The following is a 20,990-nucleotide window of genomic DNA, read 5'->3' on the forward strand; positions in this document are numbered from 1 at the left end:
GCTCAGCGTCCCTTGAGGAGGTGGGTTGATGACCGTCGTCGCGGCGAGCGCTGCCTTGCGCAGCGACAGGTGCATCCCCATCTCCCGGGCTCACGGCTGAGCTGCCTCGCGCGCATCGGCCGGGCCCCTTCACTCTAGGGTTTCTCACGGTGACCGACCACGACACCGGCGCGTACAGCGCCTTCTTCGAGCTGCACCACGGCCTGCCCCGGCAGGGGCCTGGCTCCGACGCCACCACCCGACACCTCCTCTCCCTCGCCGGCCCGCTCCCGGACCGACCGCGCGCCCTCGACCTCGGCTGCGGCCCGGGCCGGTCCGCGCTGCTCCTCGCGGCGGAGGCAGGCGCGGAAGTGACCGCCGTCGATCTGCACGAACCGTTCCTGGACGAGCTGCGCGCGGCCGTCGAGGCGCGTGGGCTCACGCACCTGATCCATCCCGTCAACGGCGACATGGGAGAGCTCCCCTACCCGGACGGTTCCTTCGACCTCGTCTGGGCGGAGAGCTCGGCGTACAGCATCGGTTTCGACACGGCGCTGCGCGACTGGCGCCGGCTGCTCGCGCCGGGTGGTGCGCTCGTGCTCACCGAGTGCGTGTGGACCACCGACACGCCCAGTGCGGAGGCCCGCACCTACTGGGACAACGCGTACCGGCTGCGCACGGTCGAGGAGAACACGCTGGCGGCCATGGCCGCCGGATACACGGTGACCGGCGTGTACGTGCAGCCCGAGTCCGACTGGGACGAGTACTACGTACCGCTCGCCGCACACGCCGACGCAGCCGATCCGGCGGCGCCCGGAATGGCCGAAGCCGTCGCCGCGACGCGCACGGAGCTGGCGATGCGGCGCGAACACGGCAGCGAGTACGGCTACGCGGGCTTTGTGCTGCGCCCGGCGGAAATCCGCTGATCACATGTGCGATGTATGTCCCGCTGCCCTGCGGGGGTTGCCAACTGCTGCCGAGTGCCTGAGTTGTAGTGGGTCCTGGCGAGTACAAGTGAGCACCCGGCCGGGATGGGCTGGTCGTGTCAGTGCACTGGAGGTTGCCTTCCGTGGTGCGTGTCCCGCGGGCCTTCTGGAGGGGGAACAGAGTTTCTTGGGTCGAATGGGTGACCTTTGTGGGTGGTGGTCGTTGAGTTCCGTGATGGGATCTTCGGGTCGGGGGGTGAAGGAGTGGGCGGAGTCCGGGCGCTGGCGTCGCCCTTCGTGGTGCCGGGGCCTGCGGGGGTGGCCATCCGGGACCGCCTGCGCCTGTCCGGCAGGGATGCGGCTGTCCGGCAGGGATGCGGCTGTGCTGGGCGAGGTCGGCGCTTTCCTCGGCTCGCTCGCTGCCGGTGATCTCGCCGACCGCTGTCGTCAGGGCCTGGAACACGATGCCGCCGGCTGGGCGGTGCGCAAGCGGAAACTGACGGACCGGTCGTCATCGCGGTGGGCGGGCAGTATCACCAAGGCGACGCAGGACCAGTGGGCGCTGGCCCGGCGCGCACAGACCACGTATGTCTCCTGGCTGCGCGGGCAGATCGCACAGATCGAGGCCCGGCTGGCCAGGCCGCTGGGGGCCAAGGCCAACAAGCGTGAAGGGCTGCCACGCGGCTACGCCACCCGCGGCGAGTGGCACGCCAAGTCCCGCCGCCTGCACACCCTCCGAGACCGGCTGGCGGGGGTGGAGGCGGACTGGAGTGCGGGCCGGGTGCGTGTGGTGCGCGGTGGCCGTCGGCTCGCCACTACCCGTCACCACCTGGACGATGCCAGGCTGAGCAAGGAGGCGTGGCGGGAGCGGTGGGAGGCCGCGCGGATGTTTCTGGCCGCGGACGGGGAGTCGGGCAAGCGGTTAGGCAACGAGACCATCCGCATCACCGATACCGGACACATCTCCATCAAACTCCCAGCTGAGCTCGGCCACTTGGCCAATGCGGCGCACGACCGGTATGTGCTGGACGCGGTGGTGGCCTTCAAGTATCGGGGCGAGGAGTGGCGCGACCGGATCACCGCGAACCGTGCGGTGGCCTACCGGATCCACCACGACCCGGTACGGGGGCGCTGGTATGTGACGGCGTCCTGGCAGCGCGCCGCCGTGCCCGCCCTGCCGCTTCAGACGGCGCTGGCCCGGGGCACGGTCGGGGTGGACATGAACGACGACCACCTTGCGGCCTGGCGCCTCGATCGGCACGGCAACCCGATGGGTGAGCCGCAGCGCTTCTTCTACGATCTGTCGGGCAGCGCCGCTCACCGGGATGCGCAGATCCGGCATGCGCTGACCCGGCTACTGCACTACACGCGCCGCTGCGGGGTCACCGCGATCGCCGTCGAGGACCTCGACTTCGCCGACAGTAAAAGCCGGGAGAAGCACGGCCGCAACAAGCGGTTCCGACGGTTGATCTCCCGCTTTCCGACCGCGAAGCTCACGGCCCGGCTGGTGTCCATGGCCGCCGAGCAGGATGTGGCGATCGTCGCGGTCGACCCGGCCTACACCAGCCGGTGGGGTGCCCAGCACTGGCAGAAGCCGCTGGCCACCCCACGACGTGAGACGACCCGGCACGATGCCGCGAGCATCGCGATCGGGCGACGCGCCCTCGGGCACCCGATCAGGCGACGGGCGGCACCGCCCCACCGCGACCAGAGTGATCGCTGTGGGCATCGGACCGTCCAGGCCCGACCGGAGGCCCCGGGGTGTGAGGGAACCCGCCCCCACCTGCCCGGACCGCGCACAAGATGCGCGTCGCCGGTGATGGAGCGAAAGCGGGGGACCAGCCTGCCCAACACCGTTCGGGGCAGCGCCGCTGAGCAGCAGTCCTGGCAACAGGACTCACTCCCGCTCAGTGTCTAGGAACGGTAGCGGGACATGCGGGGCGCCGGGTCCCGGGGCTGTCGGACTCGTACGGCAGACTTGAGGTTCGAAGACCGATACGAAGGATGAGTATGCCGATCACACCTGCCACCACGGGGCACGGTTCATCATGGGGGCACCTCCCAGACCCTTCAGGCTCTGGGGGAGGCACCACAGAAGCGATCTTGCTGGAACTGGTCGACGAGGACGGCAACACGATCGGCACGGCGGAGAAGCTGGCCGCCCACCAGCCGCCGGGGCAGCTCCACAGGGCCTTCTCGGTCTTCCTCTTCGACGAGCAGGGACGGCTGCTGCTGCAGCAGCGCGCGCTCGGCAAGTACCACTCCCCCGGCGTGTGGTCGAACACATGCTGCGGGCACCCCTATCCGAGTGAGGCGCCGTTCGCCGCCGCGGCCCGCCGGACGTACGAGGAGCTGGGCGTCTCGCCCTCGCTGCTCGCCGAGGCCGGCACCGTCCGATACAACCACCCGGACCCGCACTCGGGCCTGGTGGAACAGGAGTACAACCACCTCTTCGTCGGGATGGTGCAGGCGCCGTTGCGGCCGGACCCGACGGAGGTCGGCCGGACCGCGTTCGTGACCCCCGCCGAGCTGGTGGAGCGGCACGCGAAGGATCCGTTCTCGGCCTGGTTCATGACGGTGCTGGATGCGGCGCGGCCCGCGATCAGGGAGCTCACGGGGGCTGCGGCAGGCTGGTGACGGCGCCGGGCGGGGGGCCTGGGGCTCCGCCCCTGACCCCGGCCGGCGGCTACACCAGACCCGGCTTGAGGGGCAGGGCCGCCCAGATGACCTTGCCCCCACTGGCGGTGTGCTCGACGTTGCACACCCCGCCCGCCTCCCGGGTGATCTCACGCACGAGAAGCAGACCGCGGCCGCCGGTCTGGCCGTAGTCGGCCTCCAGCGCCGTCGGGCGGTAGGGATGGTTGTCCTCGACGGAGACCCGGACCCATTCGGATCCGACGGCCACCTCCACCGCGAGCATGGGCGAGAGCAGGGCGGCATGCCGTACCGCGTTGGTGACCAGCTCGGAGACGATCACCAGCAGCCCCTGGAGCAGCTCGTCCGGTGCGGGCACGCCCTGCCGGGCGATCAGATCGCGGACCGCGTGCCGCGCCTGGGGCACGGATACGTCAACAGCGGCGGCGGTGAACCGCCAGACACCCTCGTACGACTGAGGGACCCCCTGGACTGAGTCCGGAGGAGCTACTGCGGGACTTCGCTCGGTACCCCCGCCAACCGGTGGGTGAAGGCCGGACCCCCACCCGCTGTCGTCCATGGTCCGGTCGCCACCCTTACGCTCGATTGTCGCCACGCAAAGAGTGTTGGGAATGTCCTGGTCCATGCCGGACCACTGACGCAAAGTCAGCAATTATCGACGGTTTCTGATCGTTGGCGTATGACAGCGTCAGTTGTGTGACTGCTCCTGCCCTTGTTGTGCTGCCTTCCGAGGGTCTTCGGTTTGTATGGGTCAGGTCGGTAAATTGCCCGGCTTGTTCCACCAGTGCACACGGGATTCATCCGCCCCCTTCTTGATCGTACGTTCGGGGCCTGCGGATAGCATCCGCCTCATGGAGCCGCAGCTGCTGCACAGCGTCGCCGACGGCGTCGCCACCGTCGTCATCCACCACCCGGCGAAACGAAACGCCATGACCGCGGACATGTGGCGGGCGCTGCCTCCGCTGCTGGACAGGCTGGCGACGGATCCGGCCGTACGGGCTCTCGTGCTGACCGGTGAGGGCGGGACGTTCTGTGCGGGCGCGGACATCTCGTCGTTGCGGGAGCCTTCGGAGGGCTCGGGAGCTGGGTCCGGAGGTTCCGCCGGGGCGCAGGTCCTGGCCGTGGAGGCCGAGGATGCGCTGGCGGCGTTCCCCAAGCCGACGCTCGCGGCGGTGCGGGGGCACTGCGTAGGCGGCGGATGCCAGCTCGCCGCCGCCTGCGATCTGCGCTTCGCCGACGAGGAGGCCCTGTTCGGGGTGACGCCGGCGAAGCTCGGGATCGTCTATCCGGCCTCGTCCACGCAGCGCCTGGTGTCGCTGGTGGGACCGGCCGCGGCGAAGTACCTGCTGTTCTCCGGCGAGTTGATCGACGCGGGCCGTGCGCTGCGCACCGGGCTGGTGGACGAGGTGCTGCCTGCCGGCGAACTCGGCAAGCGTGTCGCGGAGTTCGCACGCGTGCTGGTCTCGCGCTCGCAGCTGACGCAGGCGGCGGCCAAGGAGTTCGCCGATGGCCGCCTGGACCGGGCCGCGTACTGGGCGGAGCAGGCGCGCGGAAGTGGTGACAGGGCGGAGGGGGTGGCCGCGTTTCTGGAGGGCAGGCGGCCGCAGTTCGAGTGGACCTTCGATGGCGCTGCTGACGGGCCTACTGCAGGATGAACCGGCTCTTCGAGCGCCACTCCTCCACCAGGTCGGCCGGGGCCTTGTGCGGGGAGCCCGCGTCGTAGGGCGGCTGCGGGTCGTACTCGGTGAGCAGCTGCACGGACTGAGCGTGGCGGTCGCCCGCGATCATGCCGACGAGGGTGAGCCCCATGTCGATGCCCGATGAGACGCCGGCCGCGGTGACGTACTTGCCGTCGACCACCACACGCTCGCCGGTCGGCTCGACGCCGAACCGCTTGATGTAGTCGAGGGCCAGCCAGTGGGAGGTGGCCCGGCGGCCCTCGAGCAGGCCCGCGGCCGCCAGCAGCAGCGAGCCGGTGCACACGGACGTCGTCCAGGTGCTGGTCGCGTCGGCGGCGCGCAGCCAGTCGAGCAGCGTGTCGTTCTCCATCTGCGGGGTCTGGCCGGGGCCGCCCGGGACCACGACGATGTCGGGGCGGGTGACCTCGGCGAGGGTCTTGTCCGCGGTGATCGCGAGTGTTCCAAGGTCGGTGCGGACGGGGCCCGTCTGTTCGGCGACGAACACCAGCTCGGCGTCAGGGAGGCGGCCGAGGGTCTCGTACGGGCCGACTGCGTCGAGGGCGGTGAAGCGGTCGAAGAGCACGATGGCGATCTGCATGGTCCTGCCTTTCTCGGATGTGTGTTCTCAGCGGGGCACGGGTGCGTGGAAGCGGCGGCGGTACTCGGCGGGTGCCGAGCCGAGTGCCTTGAGGAAGGCGCGGCGCATCGCTTCGGGGGTGCCGTAGCCGCAGGCGTGTGAGATCTCCTCGATCCCGTCGGAGGTCTCCTCCAGGAGCCGGCGCGCGTTTTCGATGCGTACGTGCTCGACGTACCGGCCGGGTGTCACGCCGGTCTCGGCCTGGAAGGCGCGGGCGAAATGGCGCGGTGAGAGCCTGGCGCGCGCGGCGAGCGACTCGACGGAGAGGTCGCCGTCGGGGTGTTCGGTGATCCACTGCTGGACGTCGCGCAGCGGTTCGCGTTGCGCGGTCTGCGCGGCGAGCTGGGCGCTGAACTGGGCCTGGTTGCCGGGGCGGCGGAGGAAGACGACGAGGTGCCGAGCGACGGTGAGCGCCGCCTCGCGGCCCAGATCCTCCTCGACGAGCGCGAGGGCCAGGTCGATGCCGGAGGTGACGCCGGCGGATGTCGCCACGTTTCCGTCGCGTACGAAGATCGGGTCCGGGTCGACATCGACGGCCGGGTGGTCGCGGGCGAGCCTGTCGCACACGTTCCAGTGGGTGGTGGCCCGGCGGCCGTCCAGCAGCCCGGCCGCGGCCAGCAGCAGCGCCCCGCTGCACACGGAGACCAGGCGCTCGGCTCCCGGGGCCCTCTCGCGCAGCCAGTAGATCAGCCGCGGGTCGGGCCGCCTGGTGCCCCGGCCTCCGGGGACGACGAGGGTGTGCGGGTCGGCTGAGTCGTGAAGGGCGCCGTCGGGGACGAGGGTGAGTCCGCTGGAGGTGCGGACGGGCCCGCCGTCGAGCGACGCGGTGCGGATCCGGTACGTGTCCGGGTCTCCGGAGTATGTGGCGGCTCCCGCGAACACCTCCACGGGGCCGGTGACGTCGAGGCTCTGGACGTCGTCGAAGAGGACGACGAGGACGGTTCGGTGCTGCGCCATGACACCGATTCTTGAATCCTGGGGCGATGACCGCAATGACGAATTTCCCACCTATCCTGCCATCGCGGTCCGTCAGTGACTGGTTTCGCCTTCACGGCATACCAACCAGTCGGTAATCTGCGCGGCATGAACTCACCCCTGCCGGAGCGCGCCGCGCGCCGATGCCACAACGCGATCAATCCGCTGCACTCGGCCCACTACTTCTCGCCGGACCTCGGAACGGAGATGGCGGGGATCGGCATCGAGGACCGCAACGCCGCGTACTTCGGCGCCCGGGCGGCCGCCATGGGCGCGGTCGGTGCGGGCACGGTGACGGCCACGTTCTACAACTTCAATCACGAGCTCGTGGCGCGGCACGTCCCCGCGGTGTGGCGGATCGCCCCTCCGGAGACGGTCCTTGCGGCACGCGCGCGTGCCGTCGACGCGACGCTGCACCGGCTGCTCGGAAAGGAGGCGCTCGCCTCGAAGGAGATGACCGAGGCGGCGAGCCTCGCCCTACGCGCGACCGAGGCCTGCAGCAGGACGGCACGCCCGCTGTACGCCGCACACGCCGACCTGCCCGTACCGGAGGAGCCGCACCTCGCGTACTGGCATGCCGCGACCCTCCTGCGCGAACACCGCGGCGACGGGCACCTGGCTGTTCTGCTGAACGCGGAACTCGATCCGCTGGAGGCCCTGGTGACCCACACCGCCACCGGAAAGGGCATGTCACCGAGGTGGGTCCTGGGCACCCGCGGATGGTCCCGGCAGGACTGGGACGCGGCGACGGAGCGACTGCGCTCGCGCGGACTGCTCGACGGTGAGGGCGAGTTGACGGATGCCGGAACTGCGCTTCGGCGCGATCTCGAGACGGAGACGGACCGGCTCGACCGGGCGCCGTACGAGCACCTCGGCGCGGCGGGCGTCGAACGGCTCACCGAACTCGCGGCGGGCTTTCTCGGGGCGGCTGTGGCGGCGGGGGCGTTCCCCGCCGGAATGATCGGCAAGAACTGACTCCAGCGGATCGCGTCTCCTTGCAGCCGAGGTCGGCTGGTTGCAGCAGACCGCATGACCGCGGGCGCAGTTGACGTCAGCTGATCGCCGCCGGCTGCTTGGTCTGCGCGAGCCGAGGTACCCGTGTGTCTCCGGCCGATCCGGGCCGATCCGGGCCGTTCCGGGTCGTTCGCGGCCGGAAGACGAAAGGGGAAGACGTGTTCCGTGCCATTGCAGATGTGCTGCGCCAGATCGGGGCCGCTGGCGCCACCGTGGTGACGCTGCCCTTCCGGGCCCTGGCCCGGCTGTTCGGCGGCGCCGCGCACTCGACACGCCGCACGGGGCGGGCTCGCCGGGTGTGACCCGGTGGGCGCCGGCCCTGCGCGAGCGATGCGCCGTACCGACCGGCCGCGTCGGGCACCGGCGCCTCCTCCTTCCTCCCCTACCTTCTCGCTTTGACTGTCACCCTCGCCTCGTCGCGCCCACGTGCCCGCTTGTCGGTGGGGCCTGCCACAATTGCGGCGCAACCTCAGTGGAGAAGGCGGTACGGGATCGTGACGACACCCCTCGTAGGGTCCATCGAAGGCAGGATCGCCGAGGAGCTCGGCGTACGGGAGCGGCAGGTCAAGGCTGCCGTGGAGCTGCTCGACGGCGGTTCGACGGTGCCCTTCATCGCCCGCTACCGCAAGGAAGCGACCGAGATGCTCGACGACGCGCAGCTGCGCACGATCGAGGAGCGGCTGCGCTATCTGCGTGAGCTGGAGGAGCGGCGGACGGCGATCCTCGACTCGGTGCGCGAGCAGGGCAAGCTCACTGACGAGCTGGAGGCGCAGATCCGCGGCGCGGAGACCAAGGCCCGGCTCGAGGACATCTACCTGCCGTTCAAGCCGAAGCGCCGCACGAAGGCGCAGATCGCGCGCGAGGCCGGTCTGGAGCCGCTCGCCGAGGGGCTGCTCGGCGATCCGTCGGTCGATCCGCTGGCCGCCGCGGCGGCCTTCGTGGACGCCGACAAGGGCGTCGCCGACCCACAGGCAGCGCTGGACGGCGCCCGCGCCATCCTCACCGAGCGCTTCTCGGAGGACGCCGACCTCATCGGCGAGCTACGCGAGCGCATGTGGACGCGCGGGCGGCTGGCCGCCAAGGTGCGGGACGGCAAGGAGGAGGCGGGCGCCAAGTTCGCCGATTACTTCGACTTCGCCGAACCCTTCACCGAGCTGCCCTCGCACCGGATCCTCGCGATGCTGCGCGGCGAGAAGGAGGAGGTCCTCGACCTCGTCCTGGAGCCGGAGGAGCCCACGGACGAGCCCGGCCCCTCCTCGTACGAGGCGATCATCGCCTCGCGCTTCGGGCTGGCCGAGCGCGGCCGTCCCGCCGACAAGTGGCTGGTGGACACGGTGCGCTGGGCCTGGCGCACGCGCATCCTGGTGCACCTCGGCATCGACCTGAGGCTACGGCTGCGTACGGCAGCCGAGGACGAGGCCGTGCAGGTCTTCGCCGCGAACCTGCGCGACCTGCTGCTGGCCGCCCCGGCGGGCACGCGCGCGACGCTGGGGCTGGACCCCGGTTTCCGTACGGGCGTGAAGGTGGCCGTGGTCGACGCGACCGGCAAGGTCGTCGCGACGGACGTGATCTACCCGCACGTCCCGCAGAACAAGTGGGACGAGGCCATCGCCAAGCTCGCGCGGCTCGCCAAGGAGCACGCGGTCGAGCTGGTCGCCATCGGCAACGGCACGGCGTCGCGCGAGACGGACAAGCTGGCCGGTGAACTGATCACCAAGCACCCCGAGTTGAAGCTGACCAAGGTGATGGTGTCCGAGGCGGGCGCCTCGGTGTATTCGGCCTCGGCCTTCGCGTCGCAGGAGCTGCCCGAGATGGACGTGTCGCTGCGCGGCGCCGTCTCCATCGCCCGCCGCCTGCAGGACCCGCTCGCCGAGCTGGTCAAGATCGACCCGAAGTCGATCGGTGTCGGCCAGTACCAGCACGACCTCTCCGAGGTGAAGCTGTCGCGCTCGCTCGACGCGGTCGTCGAGGACTGTGTGAACGGCGTGGGCGTGGACGTCAACACGGCTTCCGCACCGCTCCTCGCCCGGGTCTCCGGCATCGGCGGCGGCCTCGCCGAGAACATCGTCGCCCACCGGGACTCCAACGGCCCGTTCCGGTCGCGGCAGGCGCTCAAGGACGTGGCACGCCTTGGCCCGAAGGCGTACGAGCAGTGCGCGGGCTTCCTGCGGATCCGCGGCGGCGACGACCCGCTGGACGCCTCCAGCGTGCACCCCGAGTCGTACCCGGTGGTGCGCCGCATGGTGAAGACCACGAGCAGCGACGTGGCCTCGCTGATCGGCAACACGGCGGTGCTGCGCTCGCTCCGCGCCGACAACTTCGTGGACGAGACCTTCGGTCTGCCGACCGTCACGGACATCCTGCGCGAGCTGGAGAAGCCCGGGCGGGACCCGCGTCCGGCGTTCAAGACGGCCACGTTCAAGGAAGGCGTCGAGAAGATCTCCGACCTGTCGTCCGGGATGGTGCTGGAGGGCGTCGTCACGAATGTCGCCGCGTTCGGCGCGTTCGTGGACGTCGGCGTCCACCAGGACGGGCTGGTGCACGTGTCCGCGATGTCCAAGACGTTCGTCAAGGACCCGCGTGATGTGGTGAAGCCGGGCGACATCGTCAAGGTGAAGGTGCTGGACGTCGACATTCCGCGTAAGCGGATCTCGCTGACGCTGCGGCTCGACGACGAGGCTGCGCCTGCCTCTTCCGGCGGGGGTGGGCGGGCCCAGCGAGGGGGGCGGCCGCCTCAGCAGCGGGGGCAGCAGCGGCAGGGCCGCGGAGGCGGGGGCGGTGCTGCTCGGCAGGCGCCGCCGCCTGCCAACAGTGCGATGGCAGATGCGCTTCGGCGGGCCGGGTTGGTTGACCCCAAGGGGGGTCGGAGCTGAGGTTGACCCCCGGCGTCGGGAGCGAGGCAGCACGCCAGGTGACCGCCGCCGGGGGCTGTGCCCACCCATTGCCTTAAAGACATGGGAGGCACCCCCATCGCCCTGCGGAACGATTGCCCACAACGGTCCAGGACGACTGCCCTTTGGCAGCCGTCCCGCTCAGCGCTCCGTCACCTTGCCCTCCGTCACCTCCAGCCGCCGCGTCGTGTGTACCGCGTCCAGCATGCGGCGGTCGTGGGTAACGAGGAGCAGGGTGCCCTTGTAGGAGTCGAGGGCGGACTCGAGTTGTTCGATGGCGGGCAGATCGAGGTGGTTGGTCGGCTCGTCGAGTACGAGGAGATTGACGCCGCGGCCCTGGAGGAGCGCCAAGGCCGCACGGGTGCGTTCGCCCGGGGAGAGGCTCGCCGCAGGGCGCAGGACATGGTCGGACTTCAGCCCGAACTTGGCCAGCAGAGTGCGGACCTCGACGGGCTCGGTGTCGGGGACGGCCGCGCAGAACGCGCCCAGCAGTGCCTCCGAGCCATGGAACAGCGCCCGGGCCTGGTCCACCTCGCCGACGACGACCCCCGACCCGAGCGCCGCGTGGCCCGCGTCGAGCGGTGCGCGGCCCAGGAGTGCGGCGAGGAGCGTGGACTTGCCCGCGCCGTTGGCACCGGTGACGGCGACCCGGTCGGCCCAGTCGATCTGCAGCGTCACCGGCCCCAGTACGAAGCCGTCGCGCCTTACCTCGGCGTCGCGCAGGGACGCGACGACCGCGCCGGAGCGCGGTGCCGCGGCGATCTCCATCCGCAGCTCCCACTCCTTGCGCGGCTCCTCGACGACATCGAGCCGCTCGATCATGCGCTGGGTCTGCCGGGCCTTCGCGGCCTGCTTCTCACTCGCCTCGCTTCGGAACTTGCGGCCGATCTTGTCGTTGTCGTTGCCCGCCTTGCGCCGGGCGTTCTTCACGCCCTTGTCCATCCACGACCGCTGCATCTGCGCGCGGTCCTGGAGGGCGGCCTTCTTGTCGGCGTACTCCTCGTAGTCGTCGCGGGCATGCCGGCGCGCGGTCTCGCGCTCCTCCAGGTACGCCTCGTATCCACCGCCGTAGAGATTGATCTCCCGCTGGGCGAGGTCGAGCTCGAGGACCTTGGTCACGGTGCGGGCGAGGAACTCCCGGTCGTGGCTGACGACGACGGTCCCGGCGCGCAGACCGGTGACGAACCGCTCCAGGCGTTCGAGTCCGTCGAGGTCCAGGTCGTTCGTCGGCTCGTCCAGCAGGAACACGTCGTAGCGGGACAGCAGCAGCGAGGCGAGCCCGGCACGTGCGGCCTGCCCGCCCGACAGCGACGTCATGGGCTGGTCGAGCCCGATGCGCAGCCCGAGCGACTCGGCGACCTCCTCGGCACGCTCGTCCAGGTCGGCACCGCCGAGGCCGAGCCACCTCTCCAGGCTGTTCGCATAGGCGTCGTCGGCGCCCGGCGCCCCGTCGACCAGCGCCTGGGTGGCCGCGTCCATGGCCCGCTGCGCCTCGGCCACCCCGGTGCGCCGGGCGAGGAACTCCCGTACGGTCTCGCCGGGGCGCCGTTCGGGCTCCTGCGGCAGATGCCCCACGGTCGCGGAGGGCGGCGAGAGGCGCAGTTCGCCCTGCTCGGGGGCGTCGAGCCCGGCGAGCAGGCGCAGCAGCGTGGACTTCCCGGCGCCGTTGGCACCGACGAGCCCGATCACGTCCCCCGGTGCGACGACGAGGTCGAGCCCGGAGAAGAGCGAGCGGTCGCCGTGGCCGGCGGCGAGGTTCTTGGCGACGAGAGTGGCAGTCATCAGGCCGTAGATCCTAACGAGGGACTCGAGGGGCGACAGGGAGGGGCTCCGAGCAGAGGGGCGTCAGTCGATGCGGCCCGGAATCAGCGCATCAGAGCCGTCACAGCAGACCCGCCAGCTTGTACAGCACCAGTGATCCCGCGACGGCCACGTTCAGGCTCGCACCCGTCCCGATCATCGGGATCTCCACGCACACGTCCAGCAGGTCCAGTGCCTCGGGCGGTATGCCCTGCTGCTCGTGTCCGAGCAGGATCACCGTCCGCTCCCGGGCGGGCGGGAGGTCGGCGAGCCGGATCGCCTCGTCGGCCAGTTCCACGCCGACGATGCGGGTCCCGCGCTCGCGCTGCCGCTCCAGCCAGCCCACCGGATCGCCCGTCCAGTGCACGCACGGGGGCTTGCGGAGGGTGTTCCCGCGGGCCAGCGCCTCCGGCACCCACGGGAAGCGCGGCACGGTCAGGCAAGCCCCGGTCGCGTCGCAGGTGCGGGCGAGAGTGCCGAGGTTCGCCCCGTGCAGCGGCCACAGGGGTGCCACGTAGAGATGGTCCCAGCAGGAGTGGGTACGCGGACGGCGCGCGCGGCGCAGTTCGCCGGGGGTACGCGTACGGACCGACGGTCCGCTCTTCCGGGCGCTCACCGCGCCACGGAGGCGTACCTCCAGCTCTTCGCAGAAGTCATCGTCTTCAAGGGGCGACGTACGGCTCGCCCAGGGCCGGTCGGTAGGTCATCGCGCCATCGGCACGACCAGCACGCTGTCCGTCGTGCGCGCCACGATGAAGGATTCCCCCTTGGTCGCCTTCGCGTCCAGTGCAATTCGATGCTTGCCGGCTTCGAGGATGTCGTCGAACACCTCGTGCGTGTGGGTGCGGTACAGCCGGTCCAGGCGGTACGCGGTGAGCCGGACCCGGCAGGTGGAGCTGACCTCGACACCGGCCTCGCCGTCGGCGGCGACGAGCCGCGTGAGCCGGCGCTGCTCCACTGGGCCCCGGTCCAGGGCGTGCTCTATCTGGGCGACGAGCAGCGGGATGATCGGCGCCAGCCCGTCGACGTACGAGACGTCCACACCGGCGCGCTCGAACGCGTCCCGTACGACTGCGCGTTGCTCTTCGCTGACGGCGCGACCGAAGGCGACCGCTCCGTATGTACGCAGTTCGTCCGCCGGGACGTCCGCCGCGTCCGTCGTGATCTCGGCACCGATACCGATCGTGCGCAGGGCCGCGGCGAGTTTGGCGAGGACGGCGACGCGGGCGCCGATCAGCAGGACACGGCGCGGCGCCGACTCCTGCCGGTCGAGCAGACTCTGCAACGCACTGCGGTACTCGGCGCCACGGAAGCGGAACGGCCCTATGCCGTGGTACCCGTTGAGTTCGAGATCCGCGTGTTCGTCTGTCTGCCAGGCGAAGTCCCGCCAGACGAAGTCGTCGCTGCCGTCCTCGGCCTTGTCGATGGCCGCGGTGACCGCGCCGCACTCGATGCCCTCGCACTCGGGGCAGCCGTAGATGACGTACCGCCCTCCGGGCAGCGGAGCCTCCGCCTCCAGCAGCAGCGAACGCACCTGGGCAGTGAAGATCGCGGGCGGGATGTCGGAAGCGAGCGGCGACACCGCGTCGAGATCGGAGAGCTGGAAGAGCAGCGGTCTGCCGTCGACGATGAAGTCGACGAAATCCCGGTGCAATTGGTAGTCACCATTGGCAAGGACCCCTCCGGCACGCACAGCCGGGGCCAGACCGAAGGTCGCGTACTCGGCACACATGTCCTGAGTATCCCCACCTTGAACCTGATGTGAGCACGGCATCGCCCATTCCGCTACGGTCCCGGCATGAACGACAACGTGATCGTGGTGGGCGGCGGCGTCATAGGTCTGACAACGGCCATCGTGCTGGCCGAGCAGGGACGCAGTGTGCGGGTCTGGACCCGGGAGCCCGCAGGGCGCACCACTTCGGCGGTTGCTGGTGGTCTGTGGTGGCCGTACCGCATCGAGCCGGAGGCTCAGGTCGGTGACTGGTCGCTGCGGTCGTTGCGGATTTACGAGGAGTTGGCGGCGCGGTCCGGCGAGACGGGCGTACGCATGGTGGAGGGCGTGCAGGCCGGGACGCAGCTGGACGAACTGGGCGACTGGGCCGCGCAGGTGCCAGGACTGCGGGCCGCCCGGGCCGGGGAGGCCGGCGCCTACGCCGGCGAGGGGCTGTGGGCGCGGCTGCCGTTGATCGACATGCCCACGTATCTGGGATGGCTGGGCGAGCGGCTGCTGGCGGCGGGCGGCTCCGTCGAAGAACGCGCTCTCGGGCAGCTTTCCGAGGCGGTCGACGAGGCATCCGTGGTGGTCAACTGCTCGGGTCTCGGCGCCCGGGAGCTCGTGGCGGATCCTGCCGTGCGTCCTGTACGGGGCCAGTTGGTCGTCGTGGAGAACCCGGGGATCACGACGTGGTTCACGGCCGCGGACCCGGCGTCGCACGCCACGACGTACTTCCTTCCGCAGCCGTACGGGCTCCTCCTCGGTGGCACCGCTGATGAGGACGACTGGTCTCTGGAGCCCGATCCGGCGGTGGCCGAGGAGATCGTGAAGCGGTGTGCGCAGATACGTCCCGAGATCGCCGGGGCGCGGGTGCTGGAGCACCGGGTGGGGCTGCGGCCGGCACGGGACGCTGTGCGCCTGGATCGGGAGATCCTGCCGGGAGGCGGAGTGCTGGTGCACAACTACGGACACGGCGGCGCGGGTGTCACCGTGGCGTGGGGATGCGCGGAGGAGGCGGCCCGGCTGGTAGGCGGGGCCGCCGCCTGACGGTCCTTGACGACGCATGGCCGGTCCCACGCCGGCCATGCGTCGTTGCGCTTCCTCGCTACGACACCTCGTCTGCCGTCTGCCGTCTGCTGCCTGCCGCCTGCCGCCTGCCGCCTGAGAACGCTCTCAGCAGGCCGTGTCCGGCTCGCCCACCGTCAGGTGGTACGGCGCGCGCTCGTCGAGCAGCAGGGGGACGAGTGCTCGCAGGGACTGCCGGAGCGGGACGTACGCCCCCTCGTCCGACTCCCGTCGAACCCGCACGCCGTGGAGGGCGAGTTCGTCCCCGACGTCCGCGTACTGGGCGGCCGTGAGCCGGTAGCCGCAGGGCGGGTCCTGGATGATCTCCGGCGGCTCCACGGGGTCGTTGTCCGCGCCGCCGAGGTAGACCGGCCCGCCGTCGCGGTATCCGGCGGCCCGGGCCGCGTCCGTGGCGGCCTCGATCCGGCCGAGCCGTTCTCCGGTGAACGTGAACAGGCCACCGAGCGCGCCGAGTTGGGACGAGACGCGGCGCCTGTTGTTCAGCGCTTCGTCGGCCTTCTCCGCGTCGGTCAGCGGATCGACACGGCTCTCGATGAGCAGCCCGACCGCGTGCTTGACGCCGGAGGCGTTGCGCAGGATGCGTTCCTGCCCGTCACCTGCCGTCTGTTTGATCGGCTCGCCGGTGACGGGATCAGTCCAGATACCGTACGTCCCGGTCGAGTACCCGGCGGCGCCGGCAGCGGGCCGGACATAGGACTGCGACAGGGTCTGCGCCTCGTCGTGCACCGCGCCGTACGTGTTGAGGTTGCGCGGCCACAGGTCGAACAGGTCCTTGTCGTAGTACCTCGGTGTCGCTCCGTACTCGTGCAGGTCGTAGATGACGTCGGGCTTGCGGTCGCGGATCACGGCGGCCATGGCCCGTGCCTCCGCGGTCTTGAGAGCGATGTGGTCGCGGTTGATGTCGATGCCGTCGGAGTTGCCTCGCGTGTCGGCGGCCCGGCCGTCGGGGTTGGCTGTGGGCACGACGAGCAGAGTCGTACGCGACAGGAAGCGCTGGGCGCGCGCGTCCTTCGCGTATGCGAGATCGCGGATCGTCGTCAGGCAGGCCTCGCGCCCCGACGGCTCGTCACCGTGCTGACTGCAGACCAGCAGCACGGTGTTGGCGGTGGAGTGCTCGCCGATGCGGACGAGTTGGAGCGGGCGGCCCTGCTTGGTGGTGCCGATCCGGGCCACGGACACCCGGTCGGAAGCGGCGTCGACCGCGGCGAGGAAGTCCTGCTCCTCGTCCTGGCCGGTCCAGCGTGCACCGTCGGTCTGCTCGAATCCGGTACGCGGCGGAGCGCTCGCCGCCTGCGCGGGTGCCGTCGTCAGGGTCCCGGTCACGGCGGCGGCGGTCACGGCCAGGGCAAGGACGCGCTTGCGAGGCCTCATCGGGCTGCGGGGGTTCAACGGGCTGGTGAGGTTCAACGGATTGCTGGGCTTCATCAGTCGGTGCCTCCCGGGATGCGGTGTGCGCCCGCCCGCGGCGGAGCCACGCGGGTGAGAGCGCTCTCGGACGAAGCGCTCGCGGACGTACGGGCCAGGTCGAGCGTCAGCGTCGGCGTACTGGTCGGAGGGGCGATGAGGCTCTCCCGGGGTACGGCCTGTGCGCTGGCCGGGCGGAGCAGTACTGCCGTCGGGGCAGCGGTAGCCGCCGTCGCGAGCGTTCTCCAGATGAGGTTCGTGCGTCTCGCAGTTATCGGCATGGGGCGGAAGCTACACGGGTCAACTCCCGTGCAAAAGTGGGCAGTAGGGATCGGCAAAAGGTCCGTGAGGCTGATTGGCTCATGTCGGCCGAATGGCGATCGTGTGACACGTGCGGCTGTCGACACCACCGGGAGAGAGGGCCTGAACAGGGTTAAACGACCTTATGTCCCCCACGACTTGGAGTTCCCGTGCGAGTCTCCGCACGCATTCCCGTGCACCGCCGAGACCGCCGTCGTCGCTGTGGAGTCCGGCGGCTGCGGCCTCCGGACTCTGTCCCACCTAACCGCCCTGGGTTGCTCACCGCCCTGTTCCAGTGGCGGCAGAAGCGGCCCGCTGGGCGGCTCGGGCCCGTCGGGCCAGGGGGAAGTAGCGGAGTCGTTCCGGCAGGAGCGGGACGACCGTACGGACCACACGGCCGAAGCGGCGCAGGCGGCGCTCCTGAACCGGCGTCCAGGGCAGGCCGATCGCCTCGCGGGCGCCCGGCGGCATCAGCCCGATGGTGACGAAGCGCCGGAAGCGGACGAACTGCGGCAGAAGTACGGGCCACAGCACGCGCAGGGTGAGGCGTATCGTGAGCGGGCCGCGGTCGGGGGGCGGGATGGGACGGTCCACCGCGACCAGTTCCTCCGCCACCGTCGTCAGCTCCAGTTCCTCGGCGAGCATCGCGCGGTAGTACGGCCAGAACTCCTCGACGGTCCGCGGCATGTCATGGTCGCGGATGCCCAGGATACGGCCTACCTGGAGCCACTCGGCGTACAGCTGCCGCTCCTCGGCGTCGGTGTACGGCCGCCGGTCGAGGTACTGCCGGGCATGTCGCATGACCGGGAAGCCTGTGGCGTGGACCCATGTGTAGGCCTCGGGCATGAGGGCGTGATACGGGCGGCCGTGCGCGTCCGTCCCCTGGATGGTGCGGTGCAGCCGCCGCAGCCGTCGTCCTTCTTCGGCGGCTGCCTGCCCTCCGTAGACCCACAGTTGCAGGGACCGCAGCGACCGCTCGCCGCGTCCCCACGGATCGGTACGGAACACCGAGTAGTCGTCGACGCCTGCGGCGACGGCGGGGTGCGCCACCTGCAGGGTGAGTGCGGGCGGGAGGGTGAGGAGGGTGCGGATCTCTCCGGTGATGTCCCACAGGAGGCCGCCGGGCGGGGGCGGCAGGGGGGCGCTGGGCGGGGGCTGCTGGATGCTGTCCGATGGGGGCGGTTCGGGGTTCTCCGCCGTACCGGCCCCGTGGGCCGCACGTGGCCGGTCCGCTCTCCCCCGGTTCCCGGGCCGAAGGTCTTCGGCCATGCGATGCGCTCCTCTGCCGGGCCCTGCGGTGCAGGGCTGGCAAGGCGGCCGGAGAGGTGGGGGACGGAGGGCTGCCGGGCACTCTCGCGACGCGGCTTCCGCCCGAGCTTCCGCCCGAGTCGGAGGTCCCCGGACCCGGATCCCGTATCCGGCCGGCTCCTACGCATCCAGTATGCGATCACCGCACGTCGACAGCGCGCCGTGGCAGGAAGGTCGAAGCCTCGGCCTCACGCCGGGAACGGGCGCACGCCGCCCGGGCAACCGGAGAGCGTTTTCAACTGCGGGGATCCGCCACCGTCCGGACAGGAAGCGGCTCCCCCACGATGCGGCTCGCCAGGTTGGACGCGAGCTCGGAGACGCTGATACGGAGTTCCGCCTCGGCCGCGGCGCGCTGGGCCTCGATCCTGGCGTGCCCGGTCTCGATGATCGCGTCGCGTTCGCGCATCCCGTCCTGGCGGGCGGCGGCGATCAGCGCGGCGCCTTCCTCGGCGGCCCGCTGCCGGGTGCGTGCCGCGTCATGCCGCGCCTCGGCCAGCACCTTCTCCGTCTTGGCGCGCTCGCTCTCCGCCCGGAGCCGCACCGCCTCCGCACGCTCGGCGGCACCGTCGATCGCGTCCTCACGCTCGGCGACGACGCGGTTGATCCGCGGCAGCACACGCGCGATGAGGAAGAACACCGCGGCGAACAGCGGGAGCGCGACCGCGAGTTCCTCGATCTTCGGATTGAGCGGGCCTATGTCCGTGGGAACGAGATACATAACCACGGCCTACCCGCTCATCCGTACGAAACAACGCGCGTCTACGCCAGAGTTGGCCGAAACGTACCGTTCTCAGGACATAAGGAGAGGGGCGAGCGTGCTCGTGCGCGCCCGCCCCTCGCCCGGCCAGGCGGCTATTCGGTGAGCTCGCCCATCTCCTGGTCCACCGTCCGGGAGATCCGCCGCCGCACCCCGTACCAGCCCGCGACGAGTGCGACTGCGACGATCGGGATGAGGTAGAGAGTCTTGCGGCCGATCTCGGGGTCCTTCCACATCAGGCCGAGCACGGCCAACAGGAAGACGATGGTGACGATCTCGGTGACCGGGCTGCCGGGGAGGCGGAACTTCGGACGCGTGAGCAGGCCTTCCTTGGCGCGGCGGACGAACGCCAGGTGGCAGATCATGATGATCACCCAGGTGCTGATGATGCCGAGCGACGCGACGTTGAGAACGATCTCAAAGGCCTGGCCGGGCAGCAGGAAGTTCAGGCCGACGCCGAGCACGCACACCGCGCCGGTGAGCATGATGCCGCCGTACGGGACCTGGCTGCGGTTCATCTTCGCGGTGAACCGGGGCGCGGAACCGGCCATCGCCATGGAGCGCAGGATGCGGCCCGTCGAGTAGAGGCCCGAGTTGAGGCTGGACATGGCGGCGGTCAGCACGACCAGGTTCATCACGTCGCCGGCCGCCGGGACGCCGATCTTGGACAGCACCGTCACGAACGGGCTCTGGTCCGCCGAGTACATGGCGCCGGGCAGCAGCAGCGCCAGCAGGACGACCGAGCCGACATAGAAGAGGCCGACGCGCCACATGATCGAGTTCACCGCGCGCGGCACGACCTTGTGGGGCTCGGCGGTCTCGCCTGCGGCAACGCCGACCAGCTCCAGGGAGGCGTACGCGAAGACGACACCCTGCATGACGATCACGACGGGCATCAGACCGTGCGGCATGAAGCCGCCGTTGTCGGTGATGACGCTCAGGCCCGGGGTCTGGCCGCCCACGTCGTGCTGCGTGACCAGCAGGGAGATGCCGACGAACATGAAGGCGACCAGCGCCGCGACCTTGATGATCGCGAACCAGAACTCCATCTCGCCGAAGATCTTCACGGAGATCAGGTTCACGACGAGGACGACAGCGAGCGCTATCAGCGCCAGCACCCACTGCGGGATGTCGGTGAAGAAGCTCCAGTAGTGCGTGTAGAGCGCGATCGCGGTGATGTCGGCGATACCGGTCGTCGACCAGTTGAGGAAATACATCCAGCCGGCGACGTAGGCGCCCTTCTCACCGAGGAACTCACGCGCATACGACACGAAGGATCCGGACGAGGGCCGGTAGAGGACGAGCTCGCCGAGAGCGCGTACGACGAAGAAGGCGAAGATGCCGCACACCAGGTAGGCGAGGGCAAGTGCGGGACCCGCGGACTGGAGGCGGCCTCCGGCACCGAGGAAGAGTCCGGTTCCGATCGCGCCGCCGATGGCGATCATGTTGACGTGGCGCGCCTTGAGGTCCTTGCTGTATCCGGCGTCGCCCGCGTCCGCGGGGGTCCGGGCCGCATCCGCGGGGGATGCCACCGCGGCCGTGTCTACGGCGTCCTTGCTCACAGGTGTTCTGCCTTCTGGTGCCCCGGATGTGGTCCGGTGTCGTCTTCGAGCTCCGGATGGTGTTCCGGTGTGGTTCTGGTCGTGCTCCGGATGGTGTCCGGTGTGGATGTGCTGCGGGCCCCGCCGTTCCCTGTAGGGCGGCTCGGGCCGACTCGACACCTTCCCGCACGGATCGGCGTCCACGCGGTGGCATAGATCACAGAGCGGCACTTCTCACATGCTGGTCAGGGGCTGTACAAGGCGACGCAGACGTGTAGTCGACCCACTGCCGGGTGCCCGGGAGTCGCGGATACGAGGAGCCGC

18 protein-coding genes and 1 pseudogene are annotated in these 20,990 nt (G+C 70.5%); 8 read left to right on the top strand and 11 right to left on the bottom strand.

What is annotated here, in order from left to right:
- Positions 1–149 precede the first annotated feature (149 nt).
- The 3 genes and pseudogenes from ABT009_RS22680 to idi all read left to right on the top strand — a co-directional run.
- A pseudogene (locus ABT009_RS22680) lies at positions 150–902 on the top strand (class I SAM-dependent methyltransferase); the annotation flags it as partial.
- Between the two features lie 385 nt (positions 903–1,287).
- Positions 1,288–2,823 (top strand): nuclease/transposase family protein, encoded by a 1,536-nt coding sequence (locus ABT009_RS22685; RefSeq protein WP_502989937.1) that lies wholly within the window; start codon positions 1,288–1,290, stop codon positions 2,821–2,823.
- A gap of 92 nt (positions 2,824–2,915) precedes the next feature.
- On the top strand, positions 2,916–3,542 hold the full coding sequence (idi, locus tag ABT009_RS22690) for an isopentenyl-diphosphate Delta-isomerase (RefSeq protein WP_351297684.1): 627 nt from the start codon (positions 2,916–2,918) through the stop codon (positions 3,540–3,542).
- 49 nt (positions 3,543–3,591) lie between these two features.
- On the opposite strand, the gene ABT009_RS22695 is transcribed toward idi, so the two are convergent.
- A complete protein-coding gene (locus ABT009_RS22695) occupies positions 3,592–4,119 on the bottom strand; it encodes an ATP-binding protein (protein WP_502989938.1) in 528 nt (175 codons plus the stop codon).
- Positions 4,120–4,411: 292 nt separating this feature from the next.
- Between ABT009_RS22695 and ABT009_RS22700 the strand changes: the two genes are divergently transcribed.
- The gene (locus ABT009_RS22700; RefSeq protein WP_351297690.1) at positions 4,412–5,215 is read left to right on the top strand and encodes an enoyl-CoA hydratase/isomerase family protein; all 804 of its coding nucleotides are present in this window, start codon (positions 4,412–4,414) and stop codon (positions 5,213–5,215) included.
- Here ABT009_RS22700 and ABT009_RS22705 read toward each other — a convergent pair.
- A complete protein-coding gene (locus tag ABT009_RS22705) occupies positions 5,202–5,837 on the bottom strand; it encodes a DJ-1/PfpI family protein (RefSeq protein ID WP_351297693.1) in 636 nt (211 codons plus the stop codon). The genes ABT009_RS22700 and ABT009_RS22705 overlap by 14 nt on opposite strands.
- A gap of 27 nt (positions 5,838–5,864) precedes the next feature.
- Entirely contained in the window at positions 5,865–6,833 is a 969-nt protein-coding gene (locus ABT009_RS22710; RefSeq protein WP_351297696.1) for a GlxA family transcriptional regulator, read from the bottom strand.
- Between the two features lie 126 nt (positions 6,834–6,959).
- Here ABT009_RS22710 and ABT009_RS22715 point away from each other — a divergent pair, with 126 nt between their 5' ends.
- From ABT009_RS22715 to ABT009_RS22725, 3 genes are all read left to right on the top strand, one after another.
- Positions 6,960–7,826, top strand: a complete 867-nt coding sequence (locus ABT009_RS22715) for an SCO6745 family protein (protein WP_351297699.1) — start codon at positions 6,960–6,962, stop codon at positions 7,824–7,826.
- Between the two features lie 197 nt (positions 7,827–8,023).
- The gene (locus ABT009_RS22720; protein ID WP_351297702.1) at positions 8,024–8,167 is read left to right on the top strand and encodes an LPFR motif small protein; all 144 of its coding nucleotides are present in this window, start codon (positions 8,024–8,026) and stop codon (positions 8,165–8,167) included.
- A gap of 192 nt (positions 8,168–8,359) precedes the next feature.
- The gene (locus ABT009_RS22725; protein ID WP_351297705.1) at positions 8,360–10,738 is read left to right on the top strand and encodes a Tex family protein; all 2,379 of its coding nucleotides are present in this window, start codon (positions 8,360–8,362) and stop codon (positions 10,736–10,738) included.
- A 159-nt stretch (positions 10,739–10,897) separates the two neighbouring features.
- Here the strand turns inward: ABT009_RS22725 and ABT009_RS22730 are convergent, their stop codons facing one another.
- From ABT009_RS22730 to ABT009_RS22740, 3 genes are all read right to left on the bottom strand, one after another.
- Positions 10,898–12,538, bottom strand: a complete 1,641-nt coding sequence (locus ABT009_RS22730; RefSeq protein ID WP_351297708.1) for an ABC-F family ATP-binding cassette domain-containing protein — start codon at positions 12,536–12,538, stop codon at positions 10,898–10,900.
- A gap of 100 nt (positions 12,539–12,638) precedes the next feature.
- Complete coding sequence (locus ABT009_RS22735; protein WP_351297711.1) at positions 12,639–13,172, bottom strand: TrmH family RNA methyltransferase; 534 nt, start codon at positions 13,170–13,172, stop codon at positions 12,639–12,641.
- Between the two features lie 87 nt (positions 13,173–13,259).
- The gene (locus tag ABT009_RS22740; protein ID WP_351297714.1) at positions 13,260–14,288 is read right to left on the bottom strand and encodes an oxidoreductase; all 1,029 of its coding nucleotides are present in this window, start codon (positions 14,286–14,288) and stop codon (positions 13,260–13,262) included.
- A gap of 66 nt (positions 14,289–14,354) precedes the next feature.
- Here ABT009_RS22740 and ABT009_RS22745 point away from each other — a divergent pair, with 66 nt between their 5' ends.
- Positions 14,355–15,317: an FAD-dependent oxidoreductase gene (locus tag ABT009_RS22745; RefSeq protein WP_351297717.1), complete on the top strand. Its 963-nt coding sequence runs from the start codon at positions 14,355–14,357 to the stop codon at positions 15,315–15,317.
- A gap of 126 nt (positions 15,318–15,443) precedes the next feature.
- Here the strand turns inward: ABT009_RS22745 and ABT009_RS22750 are convergent, their stop codons facing one another.
- From ABT009_RS22750 to ABT009_RS22770, 5 genes are all read right to left on the bottom strand, one after another.
- Complete coding sequence (locus ABT009_RS22750; protein ID WP_351298040.1) at positions 15,444–16,727, bottom strand: M14 family metallopeptidase; 1,284 nt, start codon at positions 16,725–16,727, stop codon at positions 15,444–15,446.
- Between the two features lie 53 nt (positions 16,728–16,780).
- A complete protein-coding gene (locus tag ABT009_RS22755) occupies positions 16,781–17,041 on the bottom strand; it encodes a hypothetical protein (RefSeq protein WP_351297720.1) in 261 nt (86 codons plus the stop codon).
- Between the two features lie 298 nt (positions 17,042–17,339).
- Positions 17,340–18,329 (bottom strand): oxygenase MpaB family protein, encoded by a 990-nt coding sequence (locus ABT009_RS22760; protein WP_351297723.1) that lies wholly within the window; start codon positions 18,327–18,329, stop codon positions 17,340–17,342.
- A gap of 274 nt (positions 18,330–18,603) precedes the next feature.
- The gene (locus ABT009_RS22765; RefSeq protein WP_351297726.1) at positions 18,604–19,086 is read right to left on the bottom strand and encodes a F0F1 ATP synthase subunit B family protein; all 483 of its coding nucleotides are present in this window, start codon (positions 19,084–19,086) and stop codon (positions 18,604–18,606) included.
- A 134-nt stretch (positions 19,087–19,220) separates the two neighbouring features.
- A complete protein-coding gene (locus tag ABT009_RS22770) occupies positions 19,221–20,687 on the bottom strand; it encodes an amino acid permease (RefSeq protein ID WP_351297729.1) in 1,467 nt (488 codons plus the stop codon).
- Positions 20,688–20,990: the final 303 nt, after the last annotated feature.

Source organism: Streptomyces sp. NPDC002896 (assembly GCF_040295225.1).
In the GTDB taxonomy this organism is placed as follows: domain Bacteria; phylum Actinomycetota; class Actinomycetes; order Streptomycetales; family Streptomycetaceae; genus Streptomyces.